The sequence below is a fragment of the Sphingobium sp. OAS761 genome, assembly GCF_024168485.1.
Lineage (GTDB): Bacteria > Pseudomonadota > Alphaproteobacteria > Sphingomonadales > Sphingomonadaceae > Sphingobium.
In genome coordinates, this window is record NZ_JALJVY010000010.1 from 109,302 (window position 1) to 121,806 (window position 12,505).

Genomic DNA, 12,505 nt, shown 5'->3' on the forward strand with positions numbered 1-12,505 from the left:
GTGGGTGTAGGGCTTAAGCGCCGCCGCTAATCCTGGACGATCGGCAGCCAGACCGCGCTGGCCGCATCGCCGCCCCTGTGGATCGTCTCGGTCGCCTTCACATAATCGGCGGGCTTGGCCTCCATGATCGAATCCACCCAGCTTTGCGGATTGCGGTCATAGAGCGGGAACAGGCTCGACTGCACCTGCACCATGATCTTGTGACCCGGCAGGAACACATGATCGACATTGGGCAGCGACCATTGGAAGGCATAGGTCTTGCCCGGCTCCAGCGGCGCGGGGGTGGAGAAGCCGTGGACATAGCGACCGCGGAAAATCTCGATGCCGATGCCAAGCTGGTAGCCCGCCATAACGGGGTTGGCCGCATTCTCCTGCGGATAGACGTCGATCAGCTTCACGACGAAATCGCTGTCGCGACCGGTCGTTGCGGCCCGCAGGTCCACCTTGGGCGCGCCCTTGATGTGCACCGGCTTGTCGAGCACCCCGGTCGTGTAGCTCAGCACGTCCGGACGCCCGTCGACGAAACGCTGATCGTGCACCAGCCAGGTGCGCCATTCATCCCCCTGCATATGGACCGGGCGGGGCAGCATCGGCACGGGCTTGGCGGGGTCGGAGACATAGCTGTCGCTGCCCGTTTCCGGCTTGGTCCAGGACAGGCCGAAATTGCCGCCGAGGTAAAGCGGCGTCGGCGTGCCCGCCGGCCATTGCTGCGACACCTCCCACTGATTTGCGCCGGTCGCATAGGTCAGCACGGGAGGAGTAGTGCATGGCGGCGGATTGGATTTGAGATGGCAGTCCAGAAAAGGCTTCATGTACCGCGTGCGGAACTGCAGCCCCGTGTCGCCTTCCCATTGCAACGGGCCAAGGGCGCGGGCTTCATAATTAACCTGGCTATGCCGCCAGGGGCCGATGACGAGGCTGACCATGTCATTGGCCGCGTCCTGCTTTTCCAGCGCCCGGTAGACAGCCGGGGCGCCATAGCTGTCTTCCTGGTCCCACTGGCCGACGACCAGCATGGTCGGAACCGTCAGCTTTCTCTTCTCCAGCAGCTTGTCGACCGCCTGCCCCTGCCACCATGCGTCATAGCTGGGATGCTCCAGCACCTTGCGCACCACCGGCAGGTCCAGCAGGCCGTATGCGCGGGCATAATCTGCCGCCGAACCCGCGTCCAGATAGGCGCTATATTCGTCGCCCGTCCCCTTGGGGACCGCCCCGCCCCCCTTCTTCACCGTCTGGCCCAGGTCATAGTCGAAGCCGAAGGTGCGGAACGCGCCGTTGTGGAACCAGTCGTCGCCCATCCACCCGTCGACCATCGGGCTTTGCGGCACCGCGGCCTTGAGCGCCGGATGCGGGTCGATCAACGCCATGAGCGACGTGAAGCCGAGATAGGAGGAGCCGGTTATGCCGACCTTCCCGTTGCTCTCCTTCACATTCTTCACCAGCCAGTCGATCGTGTCATAGGCGTCGGTGGCGTGATCGACCTTGGTCGGGTTGAGCGGGCCGCGCAGCGGGCGGTTCATGACATAATCGCCCTCCGACCCGTCGAGGCCACGCACGTCCTGATAGACCCGGATATAGCCGTCATTGACGAACTCCGCGTCCATTACGGGCAGGATCTCCTCGATCTTCTGGCTGCGGTTGCGGCTGGTCGATTTGTCGGCATTATAGGGCGTGCGGCTCAGCAGGATCGGCGCATCGCTCACGCCCTTGCGATACACGATGACGGTGTAGAGCTTCTTCCCGTCGCGCATCGGGATCATCACCACTTTGCGCACATAGTCGGCCTGCGGGCGAACCCAGTCATAGGCCTTGACCTGCTCGTTCATCATCGTGTCGGTCAATGGCGGCCGCTGCATCGGCGCTGCGGCGCCCCCCAGTACCCATCCGCAAAGGGACAGGCATAGTGCGCCGGCCAAGCGGTGACGAAAGGAAACTTTCAAACTGTTGTTATGCATCATCTTTTGCTGTCCTTCCGTCACGATGCGCCATCTTATGCGGCTTCTCGCCCCTTATTGCCCGGCTTGGTCGCGACCGCCAGATGCGCCGTCCCCGGCATGCGGATGAGATCGCCATCGCGCCAAGGACCCAGCATGGTTTGCGCCTGCGCGATGACGGCGCGGCGCTCGCCTTCGCTCAGCCCGGCGATCAAAGGGTTTGACCCGATCATCGCGCTGTCATGGGTCAATATGCCCGCTGGCAGCACGATGTCATGGGTCCGGCTGTGCAGCGTGACGTGCGCCAGCCCTGCTGCTTCGCACGCGGCAATAATGCAATCGCCCTCATGCAGCGCCATCATGCCAGGCATATCCATGTCGATCGCAATGTCTGGCCATAGGGCCAGCCGCGCCTGCGCCAATAGCTGGTTCGGACCAAATCCATAGGGATTAGCCGCTACCCCAAGGACGGCGAGGCCGCCGGGGCGCAGCACGCGCGCCATTTCGGCAAGGCCCGCTCGCCAATCGGGAAAAAGCGGCACACCGAATACCGAGCAGACGCGGTCAAACGAGTCTGAGGGCAGATCGAGCGCCTGACCGTTCATCTGCCGCGCCGTAATGGCAAGTCCATCAGACCGGCCAGCGAGCCGATCAATCATCGTCGCGGAAAAATCGATGGCGGTCACCTGCGCGCCTTCTGCTGCTGCGGCGAGCGCCAGCGCGCCGGGCCCCGTCGCGATATCAAGCAGGGACATGCCCGTTTCGATCTCGGCCAGCGCCACGGCATCGCGGCAAAATTGTGCGGTGAACGGTTCCGCGCCCACGATGTAGGCATCCGCCGTCTCGTCCCAATAGGCAGCGGTTTGAATGGGTTGCGTCACCTCAGCGCGCCTTGAGTTCAGCGACCAGAGCGGGCGCGGGATAGAGTTTTTCCAGCGCCTCCTGCACCGCATCGGCCGACACGACCACGGTGCGGTTCAACACCGGATCATATCCATAATTGCCGCCCAGCGAATGGATGTTGCCGTCAAAGGCCGCGCCGATCACCGCACCGCCGCGGTCGATGACGGGACTGCCCGAATTCCCGCCGATAATGTCGTTGGTGGTCACGAAATCATAGGTCGTGGCGGGATCGATCGCCTTGCGGTTGGCGGCGAAGGCGGTCGGCAGGTCGAACGGTGCGTTCCCGGTCGCGCGGTCGAATGTACCGCCCATAGTCGTGGCATAGGGCACGGCCTTCCCCCGTTCGGTCCAGCCTTTCACCTGACCATAGCTGATCCGCAGAGTGAAGGTCGCGTCAGGGTAGAGCGCGTTGCCATAGGCCGCAAAGCGCGCCTCGGCGAGCTTGCCGCCGGCAGCCGTCAGCGGCCCCTGATAATTTTCGTCCACCTGGCGCTTGAGAGCGCGCTGGCGCGGTTCGAGCTTGAGGGCATATTGGATCAGCGGATCCTTTGACGCCTCAATCGCCTGCAACCCGCCTTCCCATAGCTGGCGACGATAGTCGGGATCGGCCAGGCGCGTCTTCGACACCAGCCGCTCGGCCAGTTGTTCGGGACTTTCCTTGCCCAGCAGCAACTGCGTGTCCGCATCGTCCACGCCCAGATATTCGCGCGCCTTGGACAGGCTCCAGGACAATTGCAGCTTTTCCAGCCAGGGATAGAGCGGGCGCTTGTCCAATATCTGCTTTTCCAGCAACGGCAGCGCGCTGTCGGTATAGCCTGGCAGGCGCTCTTCGTTGGGCTTGGCCTTTTCCTTTGCCGCCATGACCAGAGCCTCGGCATAACCATAAAGATCGCTAGATGGCGTTATGAACCGATAGGGAAGATAGAGCGGGCGATAGGCCTGCACCGCCGCACTCACATCCGCCCATGGGTCGCCAATCGCCGCATTGCCGCCGCTGCGCTGGCGGAGGTCCGCTTCCGCCTTGGCAAGCCTTCCGGTAAAGTCGGGGTCATTGAGCGCCTTGGTCCGGCCAATATAGACTTTGAGCGAATTTTCGATGCCGTTCAGCATGTCGAGGCCTTCGCGCTGTCGTTCCGGGCTGGCTTCCATCGCGGCGATCAGCCGCCCGCGCAGTTCGGACAGGATAGCCACCGTGATCGGCAGGCGCACTTCGCGCTCAAAGGCGAACTGGCTTTGCGTCCACAGCCGCGCCGTCGATCCCGGATTGCCGACAACGAAGGTCAGCTCATCCTGCTTGGGCGCGCGCGGGCTCCATGTGAGATGATCGGACGGCACGACCGGCTTGCCGTTTTCATAGGCCCGCAGGAAACTGGCATCGAGCGAATAGCGGGGAAAGTTGAAATTGTCGGGGTCGCCGCCAAAAGTCGCTGCCCGATCCTCCGGCGCCCATACCAGCCGCACGTCGGAATATTTGCGATAGGTGTAGAGCTTATATTGCCCGCCGCCGAACAGGGTCACGACCTGGCACCGCATCGTCTTGCGATCCGGGCAGCCATCGGCTTCTATCTTGGCGATGGCCGCGTCGCGCGCGCGCGTCAGCGCTTCGCCCGTCATGCCCTCATAGGCTCCCTGCACAGTTCCGGTGACATCGGCGATGGCGGTTACGATTTCCGCCTGCTGGCCCGGACACGACTTTTCATCCTCGCGCCGCGCCGCGATGAAACCCTTGTCGAGCAGATCGGCCTCGGCGCTGCTGTTGTCGAATAAGCAACTGGCGACGCAATGGTGATTGGTGAGGATCAGTCCCGCGCCTGAAACGAAGCTTGCCGAGCAGCCACCCGTCAGGCGAACCGCCGATTTTCGAACATGGTCCAGCCAGGCCTGATCGGGCGCCCAGCCATAGCTGTCGCGCATGGCCTTGGTGGGAAAGGCGTCGAAGGTCCACATTCCCTCCTCCGCAGCGGCGGGAGCGGCGGCCATGGCCGCGAGCGCAATGATAGCGCAAGACCGCGCCAATATGTGAAGGGACGTCATGCACCTGCCTCCGGTCTGAATCTGATCTTGGGATAGTTGTGCGTTGATGATCGAAGGTCGAGCAAAAAGTGCCGTCAGGCGTCGTCCTGTCGTTCGACCGGGCTCAGCGCGAAAAGCAGGCGGGTCTCACCGGTTGCCGCGACAGGCGGCGACCGGTGGAGAATGCGCGGTGCCTCGGTCCATTTCCAGCCCTTGAACAGCCCGACCTCACCCGGTTGCAGCGCCTGAACAATGTCGTCATCGCCAGTATGAACCCATTGGGTGCCCGGGCCCACCAGAGGCATCAACAGACGCGCGGAAACATTGTCGGCATGAAATTTGCGGCATGCATCGGTTTCGACGACCTCCAGCCGCAATTTCATCTGGGAGCAATCCATGATGGCGGCGAAACGCGCGCACAGCGGCACCAGCTCGTTTGCCAGCGCTTGCGTCAAGCCCGCATAGCCCGCTGCCTCAAGATAAGCAGGGAGGTCCGCTGCCACTGTCTCGCGCGACACTGGCTCATCGATATCGTCAATCTGTTCCCAATCAAGCAAGGCGAGCGGCGCCAGGCTGTCGGACAGCGATCGCCGCCAAAGCGCCAGATGCACGTCCGGCTCCCATATCCGTGCCAGGATATTGGCGTTGTCGTCCTCTACCATCGCATCGCTGCGCGCTGCCAAAATGGTCATTCCGCTGCCTCCATCTGCGGCTCCCAGCTTGGGAAAGGATCGCGCAGGCCCGTCCACATGTCCGGCGTGAAGCGTGTGACCGGGAGCAGACAGGCGCCGAGCCGGGCGCGGATGCGCGTTTCGTCCATGCCGATGCCGATGAACACCAGCTCCTGCCGCCGGTCGCCCCAGGTCCCGTCCCAATGCTCCGAAACGAAGCGCTCGAAGCGATCATCGTCGGGCCAGTGGTTCTTGGGTATTGAGGCCCACCAGCGCCCCATGCGCGCCGTCATCGTCTGCGCCCCGGCGACCGCCAGTTCGCCGACCCAGTCAGGCCGCGTCGCGATCCAGAAATGCCCCTTGGCGCGCACCACATTGTCGAGCCCGCCATCGGTCAGGAAGGCATGGAGCTTCGCCGGATCGAAGGGCTGGCGGGCGCGATAGACGAAGCTCTCGATCCCATATTCCTCGGTTTCGGGCTGATGGCTGGCATAGCCGTAAAGCTCCTTGGCCCAGAGCGGATGCTGCGCGGCCTTTTCTTCGTCGAACAGGCCGGTGTCGAGCATGGCGTCAAGCGGCACCTTGCCCTGATCGCAGGTCACGATCCGCGCGTCGGCATTGAGCGAGGCGACGAGCTTCTTGACGATGGCAAGCTGCTCCGGCGACACGGCGCTCGCCTTGTTGATGACGACCACGTCGGCAAACTCGATCTGCTCGACCAGCAAGCCGACCAGGCTGCGGGTATCGTCCTCGCCCAGGCTCTCGCCACGGTCGGCGAGAAAATCCTGGCTCGAATAGTCAGCGAGCAGGTTGAGCGCATCGACCACCGTGACCATCGTGTCGAGCCGCGCGACATCGCCCAGGCAATTGCCATCCTCGTCCCGGAAGGAAAAGGTCGTCGCCACCGGCAGCGGCTCGGAAATGCCTGTGCTCTCAATCACCAGCGCATCGAACCGGCCCGCCTCGGCGAGCGCACGCACTTCCTTCAGAAGGTCATCGCGCAATGTGCAGCAGATGCAGCCATTGGTCATCTCGACCAAGGTCTCCTCGCTACGCGCCAGCGCCGCGTCACCACCGCGCACGAGATCGGCGTCGATATTGACCTCCGACATGTCATTGACGATCACGGCCACGCGCCGCCCCTCGCGATTGGCGAGAATATGATTGAGCGTCGTTGTCTTGCCCGCGCCCAGAAAGCCGGACAGCACGGTGACCGGGAGCCGATTGTCAGCGGAAGCCATATTCTACCCTTGACCTTTATGTTACGGTATATCATATCCGATAAAGATATACGCGACGCCTGTCCAGCGTCGATCGGAGAATGTCATGAAGGCCTTATCCTCCAGGCAGCAGCTTTTTGACGGGCTGGCGATCGGCGCATCCTTTATCTGTCTTATCCATTGTCTGGCCCTGCCGCTGCTGATCATGCTGTTACCCGCCTTGGCGGCCTATATGGTCGTACCGGATTCCTTCCATGTCTGGGCGCTGGTTTTCGCTGCCCCGGTCAGCCTGCTGGCGCTGTCCGCCGGGTATCGACGTCATCGGGGTGCCAATCCCCTGCTCATCGCCCTGCCCGGGCTTGCTCTGATGGCAATCGGCGCACTCGCAGCACCATCGCAATGGATGGAAACGGCGCTCACGGTCCCTGGCGTGCTATTGCTGGCGATCGGTCATGCGCTGAACTGGCATAAGTTGCGCCTTGCAGGCCAAATCCGGAGCTGAGGTGCCTGAACAGCGTTCTCACCGGGGTTTCAGTCAGGCGCACCCCTGATCACAATATTTTCAGTGAATCGATCAGCCTGTCTCGGCCGCGATGACATAGTCGAACCCATGGCGCAGCCCGCCTTCGCGCGCGATGAAGGCCAAAGCACCCTGTCGCAAGGCTTCGCCGCGCGCGTGGAGCGCTGCGGCCAGCGCCCGATCCTCAAGCCTGGAAAGCCGCGACGCACACATGTCGATCTGGCTGTTCACAAATCGCTGTTGATAACGGATGGGGAAACGATGCGCGCTGACGACGCGAAACCCTGATGCCGTCATCTGTTCCAGCACCCATTCCATCGGAAATTCGCGGTAGGGTCGCTCGCCCGCGTGCAGCAGCACGGCGTCGCGCCATCGTCCGATGTCACACAGGATCTGGCCATCCGCCGTCTCCACTCTCTCAGCAACATAGGGTTCAAGACCGACCAGATAGAGCCGTCCGCGCGTCAATGTCCGTAGCCGGGCGAACAACCGTTCCTGAAAATAGGGCGCGAAGCCCTCAACCGCCCCGATCAGATAGTCGGCCAGAATGGTATCGAAACTCTCGCCTGCCAGCAGCGTCGGGTCGGCCCAATTACCAACGATGATCCTGTCCTGGGCTCGGCGAACGCGATCAGATGCGTCACGCTCCTGGACGGCGTCACCAGTCGCGCCGGTGACGGCGACCCAGCGCTCGGTCGCGAGCCCCGACACCCAGCGGATCGAATTGGTGCCCGTCCCCGCGTCGAGGAAAGCGCCCCAGGGCCGATCGCCCTGGAGCACCTCGATATGGCGGAACAGCGCGGACGGTCGCCGCGCTGTTCCATCCGTCCTGCCACCAGGCTGCGCTCGTCGTCGCCTGTACCCAGCCGCCCTTCCGCTGCGCCGGTGATCCCCCCTTCCGGAACGAAGATCGGCACCTTTTCGTCCAGCAGGTTGACCGCGCCGTCGATTGCGCCGCTGCCATAGAGCAGGGTCGCCGGACCGCGCAGCACTTCGATTCCGCGCAGCAGCAGTGGTTCGCCTGTGACATTATGGTCAGGCGAGATGACCGAGGCATCCTGCACATTGGCGCTGTCGCTCAGCACCTACACGCGGGGCGAGGATTGGCCGCGAATGATCGGACGGCCGGCGCCGCCGCCGAAATTTTCGAAATTGATCCCCGGCTGACCGGCCAGCGTCTCGCCCAATGTCGCGGCGCGGCGGTGGATCAACTCTTCCCCCGTGAGGGTCACGACCGGCGTAGCGGTCTCATCCGCCTTCTGACCCAAGGGAGCAGCGGTGACGACGATGTCACGCTGACCATGCCCGCCCACTTGGGCAATGGCGATGCCGGGGGTGATCGCAATGATCGATACGGCGCACAGATGGTGAAGGTGATTTCTCACGGCATGTCCCCTGATCATGTTCTGGGATGCCGACCTGATACGTAATATCATATCATTACACAAGCCTGGAACTGAAGAATGTCGTCCGCAATAATACAACATTTCCATATAGTTACATAATGTTTCTGCGGCAGCCACGCATGGCGGCGAGGCCCTGACCGCCCGACCAACTTTGACACGTCGTTACCAACAAGCGGTCGATTTCACCGAAATTTCCCATGAAACAGCGCCACCGGATAAAGGAAAGGCGACCACGGCTCGTGCCTGAGCGAGAACGGAATTATTGCGAACATCAAACTTACTGGCGTGGCCGGTGACCAGGCAGGCCGGAGCATAACAGGAAACCATCACGCCTGCGGGGCGTGAGCACGGCAAGCAGGCTATGGTTGAGGAGTAACGCGGCTAGCACACACTCGGCAATATTTTGACATGAACTGTTTATGATATATTGTATCGCGCGATAAAGGCGCATAAGAGAGCGGCGACAGGGGAAAGCGCCAAGAGCGCATTCAGGAGAGGATCCGAGGGTCGGATCACAAAAAGGGTACCCCATGCGCATCAGTTTGCTTCTATCGACCTGTTCAGCCATCGCGGTCTTGACGCTCAGCCATCCCGCTCTGGCGGAAGATGAGGGGGCTGAGAAAGCCGCACCGCACGAACAGACGCCTTCCAATATCATCGTCACTGCGCCGTTCCAGCGTGATCGTTCTGACATCCTTTCGGGCGCGTCGGTGCTTCAGGGCAGCGACCTTACCCAGGCGATACGCCCGTCGATCGGCGAAACCCTCCAGCATACCCCCGGCGTGTCCGCGACCTCCTTTGGCCCCAGTGCGTCCCGCCCGGTCTTGCGCGGACTTCAGGGGGAGCGCGTGCGCGTCCTTGTCGATGGCATAGGTTCCATCGACGTGTCCAACACCAGCGTCGATCACGCGCCCGTGGTCAATCCATTGCTCGCCGAACGTATCGAGGTGCTGCGTGGTCCCCAGTCGCTGCTCTTCGGTGCGTCGGCGATCGGTGGCGTGGTCAATGTCATCGACAAGCGTATCCCCCGCAGCGTGCCCGACGAGCCCGTCCATGTCGACGCGATTGCCACCTATGGCAGCGCAGCCGACGAGCGCAGCGGCGCCGGTTCGGTCGATGTGCCGCTGGGTGACAAGTTCGTCGTCCACGCCGACGGCAGCTATCTGCAATCGGACAATATGCGCATCGGTGGCTACGCCCTGTCGCCCAGCGCCCGCGCGGAAGCACTGGCATCCAGCCAGCTTCCCGCGGAAGATCCGGAAGAAGGCGAGGAAGCCATCGACTTTGCCGGCAATGCGGCGATCCGGGGCAAGCTGCCCAACAGCCAGTCCAAGACCTGGACCGCTGGCGTTGGTGCGGCCCTGATTACCGAGACCGGCAATCTGGGCGTATCCTACAGCCATTATGACAGCCTCTATGGCGTGCCTGTGCGCTATGCGACCCGCCCCGGTCAGGAGCAGGAGGCCCCTCGCCTCGATCTCGCGCAGGATCGACTGGATCTGCGCGCCGAAGTGGAGACCGGCAGCGGCTTCCTCAAGGCCATTCGCGCGCGCGCCAGCTATGCGGACTATAGGCATTTCGAACTGGAAGAGAGCGGAGAAGTCGGCACCGCCTTCTACAACAAGGGTATGGAAGGCCGCATCGAACTGGTGCAGGCCGATCATGGCCCCTGGCAGGGCGCAAGTGGCGTCCAATATTATTCGCGGAACTTCAATGTGGTCGGTGAAGAAGCCTTCCTGCCGAAAAATGATACGCAGCAGTTCGGCGCCTTCACACTTCAGACGCTCGACTATGGCGCGGTCAAGCTGGAAGCGGGCGGGCGCTATGAGCATAGCGAATTGCAGGCATTGCCGCTTGAGGAACAGGATCAGTTCTTTTCCGGCAAGCGGACCTTCGACACCTTCTCCTTCTCGGGCGGCGCGTCCTATGGCTTCATCCCCGAGTGGCGCCTGGGCGTCAATCTCTCCCGTTCCGAACGCGCGCCTTCAGCAGAAGAGCTGTTCGCCAACGGTCCGCATGCCGGGACGCAGGCGTTCGAGGTCGGCAATCCCAATTTCAAGACCGAACGCGCATGGGGTCTGGAAGCCGTCCTGCGCGGGAAGGGCGACAATTACAGTTTCGAGGCCTCGGCCTATCATAACTGGTTTTCCAACTTCATCTATGAAGGGCTGACCGGCGAAGAAGAGGATGGTCTGCCCGTCTATCAGTTCAGCCAGGCCAAGGCGCGCTATTACGGGTTCGAGGCGCAAGGGTCAGTCACCCTCGCCACATTCGGCGAGATGAAGCTCGTCGCCGACGCGCTGGGCGACTATGTTCACGCGCAGATCGTCGGCGAAGGCCCCGCGCCGCGCATTCCGCCGCTTCGCCTGCTGGGCGGTCTTGGCGTCACCAGTTCCAAGGTGGATGTGCGCGGTGAGGTCGAATGGACCGACGACCAGAAGCGGGTGTCCGACTTCGAGACGGAGACGAAGGGCTTCACCCTCGTCAATGCAGAGGTCAACTACCGTCCCTGGGGTACCGAGCGTCCTCTCAGCTTCGCGCTGTCGGCGAACAACATATTCGACGTCGTTGCCCGCCGCCATGCTTCTTTCCTGAAGGACTTTGCGCCATTGTCGGGACGTGACATCCGCGTGACCGCCCGCGTCAGCTTTTGACGCCTTATGTCCCGCCGGGGGAAACTGCGGCGGGACGCAATGGCAGCGCCTGTGGCAGGCGTGACGCGGGCGGCAGTTGAAGAGGGGACCGCCGCGTCACGACCAGTCTCCACGGCACCTAAGAGATGAGAAGACAATTGAGCCGGGAACTCTTTCTTGCTTAAATTCATTATGAAGGAGTAATGTTACAACATATCTATTTTATGAGGTTTTTCATGGTCACAAGCTTTGGTTGGCCGTTGCGCGGGGGCAGCTTGCAGGTCAGGAAAATGAGTCCGCTATCCATAGACAGGTGTTGTATTGCGGTAGGGACGCCAGCAAATTCGAGAACCGCCGGCATAATTGGACTAGACGCGATCAAGGGAAGATCGCCGGGCAATCCTCCTCGCGGGCCGCTGAACCATGGTAGCGCGTGGCGCGGTCAGGATCAGCATCTTAAGACGCATGCCAGGCTGCACGGGGAGGTCTGACCATGACCATGAGCGTATCGGCATATCCCCGCGAGAAGCGCAATCCGGCAGACATTGATGCACTTGTACTGGCAAGCCTTCAGGCTTCGGCGACTGCTCTGAGCGCCTACCAGATTGCCGACCTGCTATCGGCTTCGGGGCATAAATTTACGGCGACGCAGGCATACCGCACTCTGGCGCGCCTGATCAGTCGAGATAAAGTAAGACGAGTCGAGACATTATCAGCATATGCGGCAATGGACGAAGTTTGTGATGTTATGATGATATGCAAAAGTTGCGGCGCGCTGCAGTCAATGGCTGAGCCGACGCTCAAGCGGCAGATCGAAAATTTCGCCAATGCGCACCACTTCGCAATGGATCGCGTAGCCTTGGAACTCGTGGGAAACTGCCTACAGTGCCGATCGGAGGACTGATCCGATCAGGCGCCGGCTTCTGAGGGAAACGAAGGTTGATCGCTCACAAAATGAACGACAGGACTTGGCCGTAATAGGAAGCCAATCGGACGGCAACCAGTTTGTCATAAGTGCTCCGAACCAAACATTCCGCAATGTCATTTGCGAAGCAACGAATAGACAGCAGCGCAATATCTGACGATGAGCAAGCCAGACGTCGGAGGGGGACGGTTCCCTTTTTGGTCCGGACAACCCAACCATGTTCATTGTCCGTTCCAATATGTCGAGCATTGTGATAAGTAACTGGAAATTCAATGTGATT

10 protein-coding genes are annotated in these 12,505 nt (G+C 61.6%); 3 read left to right on the forward strand and 7 right to left on the reverse strand.

The window, feature by feature from the left end:
• Positions 1–26: 26 nt before the first annotated feature.
• The 5 genes from J3E64_RS14560 to J3E64_RS14580 form a co-directional block, all read right to left on the reverse strand.
• Positions 27–1,856, reverse strand: coding sequence for a CocE/NonD family hydrolase (locus J3E64_RS14560; RefSeq protein ID WP_253343832.1), 1,830 nt, complete (start codon positions 1,854–1,856; stop codon positions 27–29).
• A gap of 134 nt (positions 1,857–1,990) precedes the next feature.
• The gene (locus J3E64_RS14565; protein WP_253343747.1) at positions 1,991–2,815 is read right to left on the reverse strand and encodes a class I SAM-dependent methyltransferase; all 825 of its coding nucleotides are present in this window, start codon (positions 2,813–2,815) and stop codon (positions 1,991–1,993) included.
• Between the two features lies 1 nt (position 2,816).
• Positions 2,817–4,871: a S46 family peptidase gene (locus tag J3E64_RS14570; RefSeq protein WP_253343749.1), complete on the reverse strand. Its 2,055-nt coding sequence runs from the start codon at positions 4,869–4,871 to the stop codon at positions 2,817–2,819.
• A gap of 74 nt (positions 4,872–4,945) precedes the next feature.
• On the reverse strand, positions 4,946–5,542 hold the full coding sequence (locus J3E64_RS14575; RefSeq protein ID WP_253343750.1) for a DUF1826 domain-containing protein: 597 nt from the start codon (positions 5,540–5,542) through the stop codon (positions 4,946–4,948).
• Complete coding sequence (locus J3E64_RS14580) at positions 5,539–6,762, reverse strand: GTP-binding protein (RefSeq protein ID WP_253343752.1); 1,224 nt, start codon at positions 6,760–6,762, stop codon at positions 5,539–5,541. The genes J3E64_RS14575 and J3E64_RS14580 overlap by 4 nt, the downstream gene beginning before the upstream one ends.
• A gap of 85 nt (positions 6,763–6,847) precedes the next feature.
• Here J3E64_RS14580 and J3E64_RS14585 point away from each other — a divergent pair, with 85 nt between their 5' ends.
• Positions 6,848–7,243 (forward strand): MerC domain-containing protein, encoded by a 396-nt coding sequence (locus J3E64_RS14585; protein ID WP_253343753.1) that lies wholly within the window; start codon positions 6,848–6,850, stop codon positions 7,241–7,243.
• 72 nt (positions 7,244–7,315) lie between these two features.
• On the opposite strand, the gene J3E64_RS14590 is transcribed toward J3E64_RS14585, so the two are convergent.
• Together J3E64_RS14590 and J3E64_RS14595 are read right to left on the reverse strand one after the other, a co-directional pair.
• Positions 7,316–8,041, reverse strand: a complete 726-nt coding sequence (locus J3E64_RS14590; RefSeq protein ID WP_253343754.1) for a class I SAM-dependent methyltransferase — start codon at positions 8,039–8,041, stop codon at positions 7,316–7,318.
• 305 nt (positions 8,042–8,346) lie between these two features.
• Positions 8,347–8,646, reverse strand: coding sequence for a Plug domain-containing protein (locus J3E64_RS14595; RefSeq protein WP_253343755.1), 300 nt, complete (start codon positions 8,644–8,646; stop codon positions 8,347–8,349).
• Between the two features lie 551 nt (positions 8,647–9,197).
• Here J3E64_RS14595 and J3E64_RS14600 point away from each other — a divergent pair.
• Complete coding sequence (locus tag J3E64_RS14600) at positions 9,198–11,321, forward strand: TonB-dependent receptor (RefSeq protein WP_253343756.1); 2,124 nt, start codon at positions 9,198–9,200, stop codon at positions 11,319–11,321.
• Between the two features lie 472 nt (positions 11,322–11,793).
• Complete coding sequence (locus J3E64_RS14605; RefSeq protein ID WP_253343758.1) at positions 11,794–12,204, forward strand: Fur family transcriptional regulator; 411 nt, start codon at positions 11,794–11,796, stop codon at positions 12,202–12,204.
• Positions 12,205–12,505: the final 301 nt, after the last annotated feature.